The 15,887-nt window shown below is 63.0% G+C and carries 16 protein-coding genes; 3 read left to right on the forward strand and 13 right to left on the reverse strand.

Features of this window, described 5'->3' with window-relative positions; genetic code table 11:
• Positions 1 to 82: 82 nt before the first annotated feature.
• Entirely contained in the window at positions 83 to 1,207 is a 1,125-nt protein-coding gene (locus H3T88_RS04130; protein WP_232347169.1) for a glycoside hydrolase family 172 protein, read from the forward strand.
• Positions 1,208 to 1,227: 20 nt separating this feature from the next.
• On the opposite strand, the gene H3T88_RS04135 is transcribed toward H3T88_RS04130, so the two are convergent.
• Both H3T88_RS04135 and cysS read right to left on the reverse strand, forming a co-directional pair.
• Positions 1,228 to 2,241 (reverse strand): LacI family DNA-binding transcriptional regulator, encoded by a 1,014-nt coding sequence (locus H3T88_RS04135; protein ID WP_198203658.1) that lies wholly within the window; start codon positions 2,239 to 2,241, stop codon positions 1,228 to 1,230.
• A gap of 3 nt (positions 2,242 to 2,244) precedes the next feature.
• Positions 2,245 to 3,822 carry a cysteine--tRNA ligase gene (gene cysS / locus H3T88_RS04140; protein WP_198203659.1) on the reverse strand — a complete coding sequence of 526 codons (1,578 nt, stop codon included), beginning with the start codon at positions 3,820 to 3,822 and terminating at the stop codon, positions 2,245 to 2,247.
• Positions 3,823 to 3,913: 91 nt separating this feature from the next.
• Between cysS and H3T88_RS04145 the strand changes: the two genes are divergently transcribed.
• Positions 3,914 to 4,639, forward strand: coding sequence for a type 1 glutamine amidotransferase (locus H3T88_RS04145; protein ID WP_198203660.1), 726 nt, complete (start codon positions 3,914 to 3,916; stop codon positions 4,637 to 4,639).
• Between the two features lie 2 nt (positions 4,640 to 4,641).
• Here the strand turns inward: H3T88_RS04145 and H3T88_RS04150 are convergent, their stop codons facing one another.
• The 9 genes from H3T88_RS04150 to coaD form a co-directional block, all read right to left on the reverse strand.
• Complete coding sequence (locus tag H3T88_RS04150; protein ID WP_198203661.1) at positions 4,642 to 6,606, reverse strand: ABC-F family ATP-binding cassette domain-containing protein; 1,965 nt, start codon at positions 6,604 to 6,606, stop codon at positions 4,642 to 4,644.
• 66 nt (positions 6,607 to 6,672) lie between these two features.
• On the reverse strand, positions 6,673 to 7,332 hold the full coding sequence (locus tag H3T88_RS04155) for a sugar O-acetyltransferase (RefSeq protein WP_198203662.1): 660 nt from the start codon (positions 7,330 to 7,332) through the stop codon (positions 6,673 to 6,675).
• A 30-nt stretch (positions 7,333 to 7,362) separates the two neighbouring features.
• Entirely contained in the window at positions 7,363 to 7,917 is a 555-nt protein-coding gene (gene ilvN, locus H3T88_RS04160) for an acetolactate synthase small subunit (RefSeq protein ID WP_015021375.1), read from the reverse strand.
• 14 nt (positions 7,918 to 7,931) lie between these two features.
• A complete protein-coding gene (locus H3T88_RS04165; protein ID WP_110416839.1) occupies positions 7,932 to 9,872 on the reverse strand; it encodes an acetolactate synthase large subunit in 1,941 nt (646 codons plus the stop codon).
• Between the two features lie 217 nt (positions 9,873 to 10,089).
• Entirely contained in the window at positions 10,090 to 10,851 is a 762-nt protein-coding gene (rnc, locus tag H3T88_RS04170) for a ribonuclease III (protein ID WP_198203912.1), read from the reverse strand.
• Between the two features lie 142 nt (positions 10,852 to 10,993).
• Positions 10,994 to 11,188, reverse strand: a complete 195-nt coding sequence (gene rpmF / locus H3T88_RS04175; protein WP_015021378.1) for a 50S ribosomal protein L32 — start codon at positions 11,186 to 11,188, stop codon at positions 10,994 to 10,996.
• Between the two features lie 64 nt (positions 11,189 to 11,252).
• Positions 11,253 to 11,873: a YceD family protein gene (locus H3T88_RS04180; RefSeq protein ID WP_198203663.1), complete on the reverse strand. Its 621-nt coding sequence runs from the start codon at positions 11,871 to 11,873 to the stop codon at positions 11,253 to 11,255.
• Entirely contained in the window at positions 11,870 to 12,562 is a 693-nt protein-coding gene (locus tag H3T88_RS04185; RefSeq protein WP_198203664.1) for a cell division protein, read from the reverse strand. The genes H3T88_RS04180 and H3T88_RS04185 overlap by 4 nt, the downstream gene beginning before the upstream one ends.
• The gene (gene coaD, locus H3T88_RS04190) at positions 12,559 to 13,068 is read right to left on the reverse strand and encodes a pantetheine-phosphate adenylyltransferase (protein WP_198203665.1); all 510 of its coding nucleotides are present in this window, start codon (positions 13,066 to 13,068) and stop codon (positions 12,559 to 12,561) included. Before coaD ends, H3T88_RS04185 begins: the two co-directional genes overlap by 4 nt.
• Before the next feature lie 61 nt (positions 13,069 to 13,129).
• On the opposite strand from coaD, the gene H3T88_RS04195 reads away from it, so the two are divergent.
• A complete protein-coding gene (locus H3T88_RS04195; protein WP_024627652.1) occupies positions 13,130 to 13,441 on the forward strand; it encodes a DUF3039 domain-containing protein in 312 nt (103 codons plus the stop codon).
• Positions 13,442 to 13,466: 25 nt separating this feature from the next.
• On the opposite strand, the gene H3T88_RS04200 is transcribed toward H3T88_RS04195, so the two are convergent.
• Both H3T88_RS04200 and H3T88_RS04205 read right to left on the reverse strand, forming a co-directional pair.
• A complete protein-coding gene (locus tag H3T88_RS04200; protein ID WP_198203666.1) occupies positions 13,467 to 14,486 on the reverse strand; it encodes an aldo/keto reductase in 1,020 nt (339 codons plus the stop codon).
• Positions 14,486 to 15,832 (reverse strand): nicotinate phosphoribosyltransferase, encoded by a 1,347-nt coding sequence (locus tag H3T88_RS04205; protein WP_198203667.1) that lies wholly within the window; start codon positions 15,830 to 15,832, stop codon positions 14,486 to 14,488. Before H3T88_RS04205 ends, H3T88_RS04200 begins: the two co-directional genes overlap by 1 nt.
• Positions 15,833 to 15,887: the final 55 nt, after the last annotated feature.

The raw sequence follows: 15,887 nt of genomic DNA on the forward strand, positions 1-15,887 counted from the left end.
CACTGAACATGGCCGCCCGCTGCAAGAAGGCAGAGGAGGGGAGCGGGCGGCCCGAATATGAAAGGCAACCACAACCATGGGTATGACCATGCCGAACATCACCAACGGTCTTGAGGCGCTGACCCGCCCATCCACAGACCGCACCCGCTGCATCAACGCCGAGAACCCCCGAGGTGGCAAGGGCAGAGCGGCCATGACGGCCAGCAATCTCGGTCCATCCAGAAAAGGGACCCCCTGTCTCAAGAACATTCCTCCAGGGCAGGACGTGGTCCTGGCCGATCTGTCCGGCGCGGGCGAGATCCGTCATATCTGGATGACCGTGACCGATGCCACCTCGCCCACCGGGCCCAACGTCCTGCGCAATCTGATCCTGGAATGCTACTGGGATGGCGAGCAGACACCCTCGGTTTGCGTGCCCTTGGGCGACTTCTTCTGCTGCGGTCACGCCCAGGCCTGCAGGGTGGAGTCCGTGCCTGTGGCCGTCTACCCGCGCCGGGGCTTCAACTGCTATTGGCCCATGCCCTTCCATGACGGGGCCCGGATTGTCCTGCGCAACCGGCACAACGAACCCATTGAGGCCTTCTTCTACCAGATCGACTATGTGGAGAAGGACGAGCTGCCCGAGGAGGTCATGACCTTCCATGCCCAGTGGCGCCGTCAGCGGGTCACCGAACTTGGCCAGGACTATGTGATCCTGGATGGGGTGCATGGCCGGGGCTCATACGTGGGCACCTATCTGGCTCTGACCGCTCTGGAGAGCCGCTGGTGGGGGGAAGGTGAGGTCAAGGTCTACCTGGACGGAGACAAGGACTATCCAACCTGGTGCTCCACGGGAAGCGAGGACTACTTCGGCGGTGCCTGGAGCTTTGCCGGGCAGGACCCGGATGGCAGGATGCGCGAGGTCACCTACAGCGGGGCCTACATGGGATTTCCCTTCCACTCCAGGCAGTTGGACAACCGCGAATCCCAGTACTGGGATGCCGACACCCCGGTGACCAGGGGGTTCTACCGTTGGCACATCCCCGACCCGATTATTTTCAGCAGCGATATCAAGGTGACCTTGCAGCAGATAGGCGTTGACGAACAGGGCTACTTCGAACGTCAGGATGACTTGGCCAGTGTGGCTTACTGGTACCAGCAGGAGCCCCATCAGCCCTTCCCGCGAAACGTGCTGGAGACAGGGGAGCGGGAACGTCGGCCCCGGTGATTGGCTCAGGCGGCATCCTGCTACTGCCGGCTGATGGAGGCTCGATCAATCAGCGTGGGGCGCTCCAGTAGGACTCGTCCAGCCAGGGAAGCCCCCTCCTCCACAGCCTGGGTCAGCAGATCCGCAGCCTTGGCACATAGCGAGCGGGGGGTAAGTGGCATCTCAGAGATGCCTTGAAGCTCAAGAGTGGGGCTGGTCTTGCCTGCGGCGCAGGACAGAACAGCCACGTCATCGGGAATGCTTATACCGTCTGAGCGCATGCGGACCACCACGGTGTCCAGCAGGGAGGGGCGGATCTGGCCGATCAGGCCATCAATGCGGCCGTGATGGATGATGTTCAGCACCTGCTGGGTGTATGCCAGGTCGCTGCCGGTAGGTCCCGGTTCAAGTTGCAGATCTATGCCCAGACGGCTGGCCCAGGTCTTGAGACTGCGTAGCAGGATGAGGCGGAAGCCGGAACCGCGCCGGTACTCGCCCTCCAGATCCTCCAGAAAGAGCAGGCGTTTGCGTCCCGCTCTCGCCATGGCTTCCAGCGCCATACGACCCATCAGGTCGAAGTCAAGATCCACACAGGCACATGCTGTGTGCTGCCGAGGCAACCCCAGTGCCACGCAGGGGCGTCCATACGAGGCGGCCTGGGTGGCGCGGATGTCATCGTCCACCAGATCCATCAGAACCACGCCGTCGGCCAGATTGCTGCGGGTGACCCGCCGGATGTCTTCAGCGCCATTCTCGGCAGTCAACAATAGGGAGTCATAGCCACGGGCATGCTCGCAGCTGGCCATCTCGATGAAGTAGTCCGCGTAGGAGGCCCGGTTCTGACCGGGTCGGAGCGGGGCGCTCAGAGCGACGATCTGATTGCGCTTGGCCCGCAGCATCCGGGCGCCGGCATCCGGGGCGTAGTCCAGTTCATCGGCGGCCTGCATGATCCGCTGGTAGGTTCCCGGAGAGACGGGACGCTTGCCGGAGAAGGCATAAGAGACTGTGCTGACCGAAACACCGGCCTTCCTGGCAACGTCGCGTATGTCGGACATGGGTTAGCGGCTCAGGTCCCAGGTGCTGCCAGCGGGTGTGTCAGCCACGGTCACGCCGGCCGCCGTCAGCTGGTCCCGGATGGCATCGGCCCGGGCGAAGTCATGATCTTTACGCGCCTGATCGCGTTCCCGCAACTGCTGGCCTACCAAGGCATCCAAGGTGTTCATGGCCCGATTGTCACTGACGGCTGCGGCTCCTGGCCAGTGGGGATCAAGTGGATCAAGTCCGAAGACATCCAGCATGGCTCTGACCTGGAGCAGGGCATTAGCCAGCCACTTGCGATCCAGGGCAGCCGGGTCCGAATCCATGGTCGCGTTGGCTTGACGAATCAGCGCATAGAGGGCAGCCAGGCCGCCAGAGACGTTGATGTCGTCATTCATGGCCTGCACAAAGTCTTCCGGCAGATCGTCCGCGTCCAGTCCAGTCACGCGGTCACGCTCGGGCTGTGCTCCCAGGATCCGACCGGCCCGGTCCACAAAGTTGCTGATGCGCTCGTAGGCGCCTTCGGCCTCCTGCAAGGATTGGTCTGACCATTCCAACATGGACCGGTACTGCACCGAGACCAGAGCGTAGCGCACCACCCAGGCTGGGTGCTGGGACAGCACCTGGTCCACGGACAGCCCGTTGCCCAGGGACTTGCTCATCTTCTCGCCCTTCTGGGTCACCCAGGCCGTGTGCATCCATCGATGGGCGAATCCCCAGCCAGCCGCGTGCGACTGGGCCATCTCGTTCTCGTGATGGGGGAATCGGAGATCAAGGCCGCCTCCGTGGATGTCGAAATCCGCACCCAGATAGCGGTGGCTCATGGCCGAGCATTCCAGATGCCAGCCTGGCCGACCTGTGCCGAAGGGGGTTTGCCAGCGGGCCGTGGGCGGATCGGTGGGCTTGGGTGCCTTCCAAAGTGCGAAGTCACGGGGGTCACGCTTGCCTGGCTCCTCCTCGGCATCGGTATTCTGCCCATCGGTGTCGATGCTGGGTCCCAGCCGGTCGTTGGCGGCGGCCTGTTCGTCGGCGGGCTGGGTACCGGTCTGCTGGTGGGTCAGGGCACCATACTCAGGCCAGGAGGCCACGTCGAAGTAGACGTTGCCTGATGGTCGGCCCTGCTCGTCGGGCACCACATAGGCGTGGCCGTGGTCGATGATGCGCTGGATCAGGTCGATCATCTCGGGGATGTGCCCGGTGGCCCTGGGCTCGTAAGTAGGTGGCAGGACTCCCATGGTCTCGTATGCATGGGTGAATTCGCGCTCGTAGATGTAGGCCCGCTCCCACCAGCGCTGGCCGTTGGCCGCCGCCTTGGCCAGGATCTTGTCGTCGATGTCGGTCACGTTCCGGATCAGGGTCACCTGGTATCCCAGCCTGAGCAGCCAGCGTCGGATCACGTCGAAGGCCAAGGTAGTCCTGATATGGCCAATGTGGGGCGAGCTTTGTACCGTGGCTCCGCACACGTAGATGCCGACCTTGCCCGGTTCAATGGGGCTGAAGGGGGTCACCTGGTGATCAGCAGTGTCATACAGACGTAGACCAGCTGCGGCCAGGCTGACTGAAGCCTTGGAATCATGCGGTTGCGAACTCGTATCCATATCCTTGAGCCTACCAAGGCTTACTGACCGTCCAAGGGGAAATGCCGAGCCCGCAGACCCGGTCCGACGGCATGTGTGCAAGAATGGAATCATGGCGAAACCTAGGGTGCTGGTGCTTCAGCATGTGGATTGGGAAAAGCCGGGTCGCATTCTCGACAATCTTCAGGAGTGCGGGCTGGACACCGAGATCATCAATATCGTGGATGAGAAGAAGCCCGAGTTGCCGCGCTCACGTGAATTGGCGGGGCTGGTCATCATGGGCGGGCCCATGTCGGCTGACGATTATGAGCATCACCCCGGACTCAAGGCGGAGACCAAGCTGGCCAAGGCGGCGATGGCTGCCAACAAGCCCATTCTGGGGATCTGCCTGGGTCATCAGATTCTGGCGCAGGCCCTGGGAGGCACCCTGATGAAGGACCAGGATCCCGAATATGGCATGGGGCCCATCCGCTGGGTGGGGCAGGACGACGACGTGGCCATGTGGAGCAAGAACACGGATGTGCTGCACTGGCATGCCGACCAGGTCACCCTGCCGCCGGGGGCCAAGCTACTGGCCCGCTCCCAGGCAACCAAGGTTCAGGCTTTTCGGCTTGGGTCAGCCCTGGGTCTGCAGTTCCACCTAGAGGTGACGGCGCCCATCTTCGAGGAGTGGATGCAGGTGCCCAGCATGGTTGGCACGATGAAGAAGTCCAAAATCGCTAAAATGCGCGACGAATTTATCAAAGGGATGCCGCAGATGCAACCTCTGGCCGACGCAATCTTCTCCGCCTTTGCAGCCCGGTGCTCGACCCAGGTCGCTCAGCTGGCTGCCGCCTGAGACTACTCCAGCTCCTCCCCGATGGTCAGCCACTCCTCCTCCAGCTGGTCCGACTGCCCGGTCAGATCCTTGAGCTTGCTGTTTAGCTCGTTGAGACCCTGATAGTCGCCGGGGTCGTGCTCAGCCATCTGCCGTTCAAGTTCCTTGCGCTGATCGGACAGCTTGGCCAGCTTGCGTTCGATGGCGGAGGCCTGCTTGCTCAGATTCCGTCTGGCAACTCGTTCGGCCTTGGCCTGATTGGGATCCCCAGCCTCCTTGGCTGATGTCCCGGCTGGTGCATCCGCAGCCTCCCGGTCGGCAGACTCGACCATATCCAGGTAGTCCTGGACACCGCCGGGCAGATGAACCACCTTGCCGTTGATCAGCGCGAACTGCTGGTCGGTCACCCTCTCCAACAGGTAGCGATCGTGGGAGACCACGATCAGTGTGCCGGGCCATGAGTCCAGCATGTCCTCCATGACGGCCAGCATGTCAGTATCCAGGTCGTTGCCTGGCTCGTCCATGATCAACACGTTCGGCTCGTCCAGCAGGATAAGCAAGAGCTGCATGCGGCGCTTCTGTCCGCCAGACAGGTCGCTGATCCTGGTCATCAGCTGGGAGCTTTCAAAGCCCAGGCGCTCCATCAATTGGCTCGGGGACACCTCCTTGCCCTCCACCAGATAGGTGGGCTTGTAACGGCTGAGGACCTCCTTGATTCTATAGCGGCCCAGTTTCTCCAGTTCATCCAGCCGCTGGGTCAGCACCGCAAAGCGGACCGTCTTGCCGACCTTGACGTGTCCTGCCGTGGGAGCCACACTGCCGTCGATCAGACCCAGCAGAGTGGACTTGCCCGCTCCGTTGGCGCCTACGATGCCGAATCGGTCGCCGGGGCCGATCAGCCAGGTCACGTCGTCCAGGACCTTGTGCCCGCTGATGGTGAGGGTGCCGGCTGCCGCAGTGCCCGGACGGTCCTTGCCGTCCTCACCTGCCTTGTCGGGATCAGCGGCCACGGTCACTGATCCCATCAGAGGGCGTTCGGCATGAGGGGAGGGGACCCGGTCGTTCTCGTTCCCATCGACATCGGAGTCGGCCCCTGGATAGATCTTGGTCACGTCGACCAGGTCCACCACCTGTTTACCCAAGCGGGAGGTGGCCATTCGCTTGAGTTCCAGGCTGTTGCGCATGGGTGGCACGTCGGCGATCAGCTCCTGCGCGGCCTTGACATGGAACTTCTGCTTGGTCGAGCGGGCCCGGGCGCCTCGGGTCAGCCAGGCCAGTTCCTTGCGGGCCAGGTTCCGGCGCTTGGTCTCGGCCAGATCCGCCTGGCGCTCGCGCTCGACCCGCTGGAGCATGTAGGCGCTGTAGCCGCCTTCGAAGGGGTCGATGGTTCCGTCATGCACCTCCCACATGGAGGTGCAGACCTCGTCCAGGAACCAGCGGTCGTGGGTGACCAGCAGGAGGGCTCCGGAATTCTTGGCCCAGCGGTTCTTCAGGTGCTCGGCCAGCCAGTGGATGGTGAGCAGGTCCAGATGGTTGGTCGGCTCATCCAGGGCCAGGATGTCCCAATCTCGGAGCAGCAGCCGGGCCAGATCCACCCTGCGGCGCTGACCGCCTGACAGGGTGCCCACCTTGGCCTCCAGTTCCATGCCGCCCAGGAGGGACTCGACGATCTCGCGGGATCTGGGGTCGGCAGCCCACTCGTAGTCTTGTCGATTCTCCAAGGCCGCCTTGCGGACCGTGTCCTCGTCCTTCAGGGGATCACGTTGGTCCAGCATGCCAAAGGTGAGTCCATTGCGCATGGTCACCCGGCCTTGATCGGGTTCCTGGGTGCCTTTCAGCAGGTGCAGCAGGGTGGACTTGCCGTCGCCGTTTCGGCCCACGATGCCGATCCGATCACCCTCGAAGATGCCCTGAGTCACATCCGTAAAGACGGTTTTGGTGGCAAATGACAGAGCGACGTGTTCCAGACCGAGATCATAGATGGGCATGATTCCCCAATCTACCGCCAGCCTTGGATGGAATGAGCTGTGGGCTTTTCAGGGGGGGGGGAGGAGTTATTGGTCCTGGACGTTCTCCTGGTCACGCTGATGAATTCTGTCCAGGTAACCGGTTTTGTCCGCATCGGTGATAGGCCGTAGAACAGTGCATGGGTTGCCGACTGCAACTACCTGATCCGGTATGTCATGGGTGACGACAGACCCTGCCCCGATGACGGCTCCACGGCCAATCCGCACGCCGCCTAGGACGACCACGTGACCTCCCAGCCAGACACCCTGGCAGATTTCGATGGGTCGGGCCTGGCAGGCGCCAGCCTTCCGTTCCTCATAGTCCAAGGCATGGTTTGTGCAAAAGAGCCCCGCGCCGGGACCTATCCACACGTTCCTGCCTATGGTGATCGGAGCGTTGTCCAGCATGACGGCTCCGTAATTGATCAGAGTCTGGCTGCCGATCCGTATGTTGCAGCCGACCTCGCATCTGAAGTCCGGGTTGATGACGACATCCTGCCCCACCTGGCCGAGCAGGTCTTCCAGAATCCGTCGGCGTTCCTGCTTCTGCCCGGGGCCGGTCCTGTTGTATGCCAGAAAGAGGTTTTCCGCCCGTTCCCTTTGGCGATCGATGTCGGGATGGGTGTCCTGGTAGACCTGACCGGATACCATCCGCTCCCATTCGGCCCGGCCGGCCCGGCTCATTCCCGCCGTTTCATCGTCAGTCACGCGCACCACCTTCCAGGATTACAGGACCAATCAGCGGCCGGTGATCTGGGAGCCCAGCACCTTCTCGCTCAGGGCCCGGGGTCCCCGGGTTACGGCTACAGCGCCCGAACGGACCAGCTCGATGATGCCGAAGGGTCGCAGCAGCCGCAAAAGGGCTTCCAATTTGCCCTCGGCCCCGGTGGCCTCGATGGTCAGGGACTCGGGGTGGACGTCGACCACTCGTACGCGGAAGAGCTTGACAATCTCCAACACGTCGGAACGGTTGCGCTCGTTGGCTTTGACCTTGATCATGACCAGTTCGCGTTCCACGGCCTCATCGCCTTTGAGCTCGACGATCTTGAGCACATGCAGGAGCTTGTTGAGCTGCTTGATGATCTGCTCCAGGGGGACGGCCTCCACGTCTGCTGTGACCGTGATCCGGGAGATGTCGTCCCGTTCAGTGGACGAGACTGACAGTGAGTTGATGTTGAAAGCGCGCCGGGCGAACAGGCCGGCCACCCTGGCCAGGACGCCGGGGCGGTTTTCAACCAGGACGGAAAGGGTGTGCCGTTCGGAACCGGGCTTGGATGCTGGATAATTGGCCATGTGGTGCCCCTTTCCTACTTGTTTATACGACCGGCGGCGTCGCTGGCCATGGCTGCTCGATCGGCTCCGGTCTGCTCATGCGGCTCGGTCTGCTCCTGCTCCGGACGGATGCCGGCCAGAGGTTGCACGCCAGGCTTATAGATGATGGTGTCATTGGAGGCGCCTGCCGGGACCATGGGCCATACCATGGCATCCTTCCAGACGCGGAAGTCGATCAGAACCGGTCGATCAGTCACTGCGTTGGCCTTATCGATGGCCTCCAGGGCTTGCTCCTGGGTAAAGGCCCGCAGTCCCAGGCAGCCATAGGCCTCGGCGAGCTTGACGAAGTCGGGGATGCCGTTGCCGTCTGTGGGCTTTGCGCCGCCGTCCTCCAGGTTGGTCTGGGAGTAGTGGCTGCCGTAGAAGAGGGTCTGCCACTGACGGACCATGCCGTAGACCGAGTTGTTGAGTATGGCGATGCGAATGGGCAGCCCCGCCTGCCCGGCCGTGGCCAGCTCCTCGGAGGTCATCTGGAAGGAGCCATCCCCGTCGATCAGCCAGACGGGCCGTGGATCTTCCTGTTCCCTGGTGCCGATTGCCGTGCCGATGGCGGCGGGCAGACCATAGCCCATGGTCCCCAATCCGCAGGAGGAGACCCAGGAGCGGGTGCGTTCGAAGTCGATGAACTGGCTGGCCCACATCTGGTGCTGGCCTACGCCCGATACCCAGATGGTATTCGGATCGGCCTTGTTGCTCAGAGTCTGAACCACCCACTGGGGGGCCAGGGTACCGTCCGGGCTGGGCTCAAAGGTGGTGGGGTAGTCGTGCCGCCATCCGTCGATAAGCCGCCACCAGGGCTTGAGATCGGGCTTGCCCCAGGTGCGTTGAGCCGCCTTGAGCGCCGGGATCAGGTCGTCCAGTACCTGGCCCACATCCCCGACGATGGGTACATCCGCCTGCCGGTTCTTGCCGATCTCGGCCGGGTCTATGTCTATATGAATGACCCTGGCCACCGGGGCGAAGTCCTCCAGGCTACCGGTCACCCGGTCGTCGAAGCGTGTGCCCACAGCCACCAGCAGATCAGAGTGCTGGATAGCCCCATTGGCGGCCACCGTGCCGTGCATTCCGGGCATTCCCAGAACTGCTGGGTCGGAGTCGGGCACGATGCCTCGCGCAGGCAGGGTGGTGACCATGGGGGCACCCGTAGCTCGAACGAGCTCCTGGACCTGCCGACGGGCGTCTGACCGGACTGCGCCGCCACCCACATAGAGGACAGGTCTGTGTGACTGGACCAGGAGTCGGGCGGCATCGTCCAGGACGTGCCCATGGGCCCGCGTCACCGGGTTATAGCCGGGCAGGATCATCTCCTGGGGCCAGGAGTAGAGCATTTTGCCATTCTGAGCCGTCTTGCTCAGATCCACTACTACCGGGCCGGGCCTTCCCGAGCGGGCGATGTGGTAGGCCTCGGTCATGACCCGGGGGATGTCCTGGGCCTTGGTCACCAGATAGGAGTGCTTGGCCACCGGGTAGGTGATGCCCACGATGTCAGCCTCCTGGAAGGCGTCGGTGCCGATGGAGTCCACGCCCACCTGGCCGGTCACCACCACCAGGGGAACCGAGTCCATCATGGCGTCGGCTATGGGGGTGACCATATTGGTGGCTCCGGGTCCAGAAGTCACCAGGCAGACTCCCACCTTGCCTGTGGAGACGGCGTAGCCCTCGGCGGCGTGTCCGGCGGCCTGTTCGTGGCGGACCAAGGTGAAGTTAAAGCGCGCCTTTTCGTCAATGGCATCGTAGGTAGGCAGAATGGCCCCTCCTGGAACGCCGAATACCTGGGTGACCCCCAGATCCTCCAGGGACCGAATCAGCGCTTGGGCTCCCGTCATGGGCTCGCCCTGGGCGGGGACATCCTTGTCGTCATGGTCCCAGTTCTTGGGTACCGAGCTGAACGCTTGCAGAGGTGTCGGCAGACTCATGTTTCCTCTCGACCTCCAGACTGCGCGCCGACCTGCGGCCGTGCATGTCGAAATACGAACCTGTCGGAGCGTCAGCGGGGTGGGCGGACGAATCCCGATCAGGAGGAGGCACCTTTGCTGCTCGTGACGGCGTGCCTCCGGGTTATGCCCATAGTCTAAACAGGGGTCTGGTCGGGGTGTGGCGGCAGTACCGTATGCCGGAATTCCGGCTGGAGACTCATGATGATTGCTCGGTGCGAAGGGTCTTAAGCAGATCCTGGTCGTCCAGCCGCTTCCACCCCTGGGCGGCCGCAGCCAGCTGGGCCTTCCGCTTGCTGCTGGCCCGGCCCTTGCCGATCACGGTCCCGCCGTCTTCCAATCGCAGCTCGGCTGTGAAGACCTGGGCGTATTCCGGCCCGGAGACCGCCATGGTGTACCGGGGCTCACCCAAACCCAACTTGTGGGCCTTGACGGTAATCGAGGTCTTCCAATCCAGTGCTGGTCCCTCGGTGGCCACCTCGGCCAGGGTGTCGTCAAGAAGGGTGTGGACTGTGGTCCTGGCCCCCTCGATGCCGTGCTCCACGAAGACCGACCCGATCAGTGATTCGACGGTGTCGCAGAGTATGGAGTCCTTGTCGGCTCCGCCGTTCTCGCTCTCTCCCCGGCCCAGAAGAATATATTGCCCCAGGTGCAGCTTCTCCCGGGCGATGGTCGACAGGGCCTCCTCGGAGACCGCCTTGGCCCGCATTTTGGCCAGCTGGCCCTCGGTCATGTCCGGATGAACCTTGTATAGGGTCTCGGTGGCCACCAGCTCCAGAACCGCATCGCCCAGGAACTCCAGCCGTTCGTTGTTGGGCATGCCTGGGTGCTCATGGGCGAAGGAGCGATGGGTCAGTGCGTGTACCAACAGCCCCGGGCTGATTCTGCCGCCCAGGGCCTGGAAGAGCTCCTCAGCCGCCTGGTTGCCGGGATCTACCTGCTCCTGTTCCTCCTGCTGCATATGGTCTTCCTGATCCTTCCTGGAGTGCCCTGCCTGCATGGCCATTCTCGCTTCCTTGGCCTTTTCATCTGATGATATGGAAAAACCCCTGCCACCCGTCGATGGCCGGGGTTCTTTCATTGTGTACTGATCGCCGATCGGCTCACTTGCTGAACTGCGAGCGAATGGCGTCGCGGTAGACTCGCCCGCGGTACATGCCGCAGCTGGGGCATGCCATATGCGGCAGCGCGGGAGCTCCGCAGTTGGGGCAGGTAACCGTAGCGGCGGCCTGGGTCTTCCAGTTGGCGCGCCGGGAATGGGTGTTGGCGCGCGAGGTCTTGTACTTTGGCAGTGCCATATTGTCCTCTGTTTCGATCGAATACTTCGAGCTTAAGCGTAGAGCAGTTTACCGCAACCTCCGGTCATTCGCCAGTCTGGCCGTCGTTGCCGGGGTTCTCCTCCTGCTCCAGACGCTGCTTGAGTCCCTCCAGGGCCGCCCACCGGTCGTCCATTATCTCGTGGTGGTGATCGGGATGGTCGTTCAGATCCATGCCGCACTGGGGGCATAGGCCCCGGCAGTCGGGTCGGCACAGGGGCTGCAGGGGGAGGGCCTCAACAAGTGTGTCACGCAGCAGGGCCTCCAGATCCATGAAGGCGCCGCCGCTGACCAGAGGATAAGTCTGGCCGCTGCCCTCCTCCTGTTCCGCCAGGATCTCCTCCTTGCCATGGGTCGGCTCCGGTTCGGGATCCTTGTAGGGGAAGAAGGCCACCGGATCGTCCTGGATGATGGTATTGACGGGCCTCAGGCAGCGGGTGCATTCGGTTTTCAGGGGTACGCTGATGTGGGCCTGCAATAAGAGTCCATCCACTAGGGAGTCGATGTCGCCCTCCACATGCACGGATGTTCCTGCCGGGATGCCCACCACCTGGTCGCCGATGCCCTCCGGGGCTGGAAAATCACGGTCCACCCGGGTGCTCTGCCCTGCCCGCGTCGACACCTGGGCCACTGAAACCCCCCAGGGGGAATCTTCCGGTCTGCTCATCCCTGTGTGTCCTTTCCCTGGTCTGAGACTGACGCGTTCATGCTACGCGCCGCCTCCTGCTCACGCTGGTGGAGAACCTCCAGGCCGGCGCGGACATCCTGACTCATCTTGCCCAGCTGGGTGTCAAGTTCGCCCATGACCTGGGCGGCATATCCATCGGCCCCTTGGACGAGACGGTCCGCCTGGGACTGGGCTGTGTCGATGATGGTCTGGGCCTTCTGTCGGGCTATGGCCACTACATTCTCCTGGCCGGCCAGGAAGCGTGCCTGCTCGCCGGCCTCCTTGACGATATCTGCGGCCCGACTCTGGGCATCGGATATGGTGGCGTTGGCCTGGGTCTGCGCCGTGTTCAGCCGACGCTCCGCCTCCCTCATGAGCGCCGAGGCCCGCTCCAGTTGCACTGGCAGCATTTTCTTGAGCTCGTTGAGGTCGTCGGCCAGCTCGTCTCGGTCCACCTTGACCAGTCCGGGGCTGAAAATGGGGGCCTTGGCCTCATCCAGCATGGCCTGGATCCGGTCGATGATGTCATAGACGGTGGTGAATTCCGATCGAGGATTCCCGCTCTCGCTTCTATCCTCCTGCAGGTCGGGCAGGTCCTTCATGTCGACTGCGGGCTTGGGAGCGCTCGTTCTTGTCGAGTCGTCGATAGGCTCGCCATCGTCCCTTTCCTGGGTCTGCTCGTTCATCATTGGCTCTTTTCCGTGTGCGGTGTGTCCCTGTGCAGTGTGCCCATCAGTGTGTCCACGACGCTGTTGGGGACCATGCCGGTGATGTCCCCTCCGTGTCTGGCCACGTCCTTGACGATGGTGCTGGAGATGTGCTCCCTCACCGGATCGGCTGGCAGGAAGAGTGTTTCCACCCCGGACAGCTTGCGATTGACCAGGGCCATGCCCAGCTCGGCCTCATAATCCCCGTTCTGCCGCAGCCCCTTGACGATGACCGAGGCGCCCACCTTACTGCAGTAGTCGGTGATCAGGCCATCTGTGGAGGCTACGGTGATGTTCGGGTATCCGTCCTCGTCCAGGGCTTGGCGGATCATGGCCACCCGCTTCTGTTCGCTGAACATGGGGGTCTTGGCGGCGTTGACGGCCACAACCACGTGGACCGTCTCGAAGAAGCAGGCGCAACGTTCGATCACATCCATGTGGCCGGAGGTGACCGGATCGTATGAGCCAGGGCATACAGCGATAGTCATGATTCTCAGCGTAGCGCGTCATAGGGAGCGAACGTGCAGCTTGCCGCCGTACCATGGTGTCATGACTGCAAGCAAGAGCATTCGCATGGAGGATCCGGAGCGGGAGCAGAACCCCGACCAGGGCACTGGCACGGCCGTGCTGGACCGCCCGGACACTGAGACCGCCGAGAAGACCCGGTTGAACGATCAGGGCGATGCCGACCGGTTCGCCCATTACGTCTCCCGTGAGCGCATCGCCGAGTCCAAGCTGACCGGCCGACCGGTCGTGGCCCTCTGCGGCAAGGTCTGGGTGCCCAAGCATGACCCCTCCCAGTATCCGGTCTGCCCGGACTGCAAGCGCATCTACGAACAGATGACCGGTGGCAGCCACTGAGCGCTACTGAACGGTCCAGGCTGCTTCAGGACTGCTTGTCCAAGGCGATCCGGTCGATCATCTCCAGTTCTTCCTGGCTGAAATCGGCCGACTGGACGGCTTTGAGATTGTCCAGGATCTGCTCGGGCTTGGAGGCGCCGATGAGCACCGAGGTGACAGTCGGGTCCCTTAGCAGCCAGGCCAGTGCCATCTCTGCCAGACTCTGGCCGCGTTGGTGGGCCATCTCGTTCAGAGCCTGGATCTGCTTCAGCCGCTGTGGGGTCAGGGCGGACTCCTTGAGGAAGCGACCGTCGGCACGAATCCGACTGTCCTCGGGAATCCCGTGCAGGTAGCGATCGGTCAGCAGCCCCTGGGCCAGCGGGCTGAAGGTGATCAGTCCCTTCTTCTCTTTCGTCACGGCCTCTTTGAGCCCGTTGTCCTCGATGGTTCTGTCGAAGATGGAGTAGCGGTTCTGGTTGATGACGAAGGGGACGTGCATCTCGGTCAGGATGGCCGAGGCCCGTGCCATGGTTGGCCCGTCGTAGTTGGACAGTCCCAGGTAGAGGGCCTTGCCGCTGGTGACCGCCTGGGCCAGAGCGCCCATGGTCTCTTCAAGAGGCGTGTCCGGGTCGGGGCGGTGGTGGTAGAAGATGTCCACATAGTCAAGTCCCAGCCGTTTCAGGCTCTGGTCCAGTCCGGACAGCAGATGCTTGCGTGAGCCGAAGTCTCCGTATGGGCCAGGCCACATTTCATAGCCGGCCTTGGTGGAGATGACCAGCTCCTGGCGGTGGTGGCTGAAGCACCGCCGCAGGATGATCCCCATGTTGCGCTCGGCGGCGCCCGGTTCAGGGCCGTAGTTGTCGGCCAGGTCAAAGTGGGTGATGCCGTGGTCGAAGGCCGTCGTGCATAGCTCCTGCATACGATCCAGGGGCGCGGTGTCGCCGAAGTTGTGCCAGCAGCCCAGGCAGATGGGTGGCAGTTTCAGGCCGCTGTCGCCGCAGGGCCGGTAGGTTGTGGCATCGTACCGGCTCGGGTCGGGCTGGTAGGTTTCGGATTGCGCGTTCATCAGATGCTCCTCACTAAGGTGGGCAGGACCGGTTCGCCCTTCATCAGGCTGAGTGCGTTGATGGGCATCTCCTCCAGGGCCTTGGCCCGGTGCTCCCGGGCATCCAGGACCGCCTGCCCGCCCTGGAACTCCGGCATGCTCTGGCCATGGTCCACATAGGTGACCAGCAGATCCCGCCAGCTCTCCTCAGGCGTATAGGCTGCCAGAGCCTGTTCGGCTCCAGAGACGACGTGCTCGGCATCAGCCACCCCGTTGTGGTAGGAGCGGTAGGCCAACTTGCGTCCCGGCACCGAGGCCTTGCCCACCGACTTCTTGGCCACAGCCTGCATGACCCCGTCGGAGTTCTCGCGCTCGGTCAGCTTGTAGACCATGGCGCAGGTGGGGGCTCCCGAACCGGTGACCAGCATGGTGCCCACCCCATAGGAGTCCACCGGGGCATCCTGCAGGGAGGCGATGGCGTACTCGTCCAGATCATTGGTGACGGTGATGGTGGCCTTGGTGGCTCCCAGGGAGTCCAGCTGGGCGCGGACCTGCTGTGCCAGCGAGCCCAGGTCTCCGGAGTCGATGCGAACCCCGCCCAGCTCCGGTCCAGCCACCTCGACTGCTGTCCTGACGGCCTCCTCGATGGAGTAGGTGTCGGTCAGCAGGGTGGTCCCCTTGCCCAGTGCCTGGATCTGACCTTGGAAAGCCTCGCGTTCATTGTCATGCAGGAGGGTGAAGGAGTGGGCTGCGGTTCCGATGGCCTTGAAGCCGTATCGCTTGGCCGCCAGCAGGTTCGAGGTCCCCTGGAATCCGCCGACTATGGCCGCTCTGGCCGCTGCCACGGCCGCATATTCGTTGGCTCGGCGCGCGCCCATGTCCATGCAGGGCCGGCCCTTGGCTGCGGTGACCATTCGGGAGGCGGCCGAGGCCACAGCCGAGTCGTAGTTGAGTATGGACAGGATCAGGGTCTCCAGCAGTGTGCACTCGCCGAAACTGCCTTCGACCTGCAGAATGGGGGAGTCGGGGAAGAATATCTCGCCCTCCCGGTAGCCGCGGATGGTTCCGGTGAAGCGGAAGTGCTCCAGCCAGTCGATGGTGGTCTGGCTGACGATGTGACGGTCGGACAGAAAGCGCAGCTCGTCCTCGCTGGGGTGGAAATCCGCCAGCGCGTCCAGAATCCGTCCGGTGCCTGCTACAACTCCGTAGCGGCGCCCTGCCGGCAGGTGCCGGGTGTAGACCTCGAAGACGGATTGGCGTCCGGCCGTGCCGTCCTGCAGGGCGGCATCCAGCATGGTGTATTCATACATATCGGTCATCAGAGCCGTGGAGGTTCCGGTGTCCTTACTATTGTTTTCAGCGTTCATATCTTCCCCTTTGTGGGTGGAAAGGCCCTTGGTTGGCACCCAGTCTAATCCTCTG

It is taken from the genome of Bifidobacterium sp. W8110 (assembly GCF_016101375.1).
Taxonomy (GTDB): domain Bacteria; phylum Actinomycetota; class Actinomycetes; order Actinomycetales; family Bifidobacteriaceae; genus Bombiscardovia; species Bombiscardovia asteroides.

Bases quoted from the DNA above. Each gene is read 5' to 3' on its own strand.
- H3T88_RS04205 (WP_198203667.1), bottom strand. From the start codon at position 15,832: ATGAACGCTGAAAACAATAGTAAGGACACCGGAACCTCCACGGCTCTG.
- coaD (WP_198203665.1), bottom strand. From the start codon at position 13,068: ATGACTATCGCTGTATGCCCTGGCTCATACGATCCGGTCACCTCCGGC.
- H3T88_RS04130 (WP_232347169.1), top strand. From the start codon at position 83: ATGACCATGCCGAACATCACCAACGGTCTTGAGGCGCTGACCCGCCCA.
- H3T88_RS04145 (WP_198203660.1), top strand. From the start codon at position 3,914: ATGGCGAAACCTAGGGTGCTGGTGCTTCAGCATGTGGATTGGGAAAAG.
- H3T88_RS04195 (WP_024627652.1), top strand. From the start codon at position 13,130: ATGACTGCAAGCAAGAGCATTCGCATGGAGGATCCGGAGCGGGAGCAG.
- rpmF (WP_015021378.1), bottom strand. From the start codon at position 11,188: ATGGCACTGCCAAAGTACAAGACCTCGCGCGCCAACACCCATTCCCGG.
- H3T88_RS04150 (WP_198203661.1), bottom strand. From the start codon at position 6,606: ATGCCCATCTATGATCTCGGTCTGGAACACGTCGCTCTGTCATTTGCC.
- H3T88_RS04135 (WP_198203658.1), bottom strand. From the start codon at position 2,241: ATGTCCGACATACGCGACGTTGCCAGGAAGGCCGGTGTTTCGGTCAGC.
- H3T88_RS04180 (WP_198203663.1), bottom strand. From the start codon at position 11,873: ATGAGCAGACCGGAAGATTCCCCCTGGGGGGTTTCAGTGGCCCAGGTG.
- rnc (WP_198203912.1), bottom strand. From the start codon at position 10,851: ATGCAGCAGGAGGAACAGGAGCAGGTAGATCCCGGCAACCAGGCGGCT.
- H3T88_RS04200 (WP_198203666.1), bottom strand. From the start codon at position 14,486: ATGAACGCGCAATCCGAAACCTACCAGCCCGACCCGAGCCGGTACGAT.
- ilvN (WP_015021375.1), bottom strand. From the start codon at position 7,917: ATGGCCAATTATCCAGCATCCAAGCCCGGTTCCGAACGGCACACCCTT.
- cysS (WP_198203659.1), bottom strand. From the start codon at position 3,822: ATGGATACGAGTTCGCAACCGCATGATTCCAAGGCTTCAGTCAGCCTG.
- H3T88_RS04165 (WP_110416839.1), bottom strand. From the start codon at position 9,872: ATGAGTCTGCCGACACCTCTGCAAGCGTTCAGCTCGGTACCCAAGAAC.
- H3T88_RS04185 (WP_198203664.1), bottom strand. From the start codon at position 12,562: ATGATGAACGAGCAGACCCAGGAAAGGGACGATGGCGAGCCTATCGAC.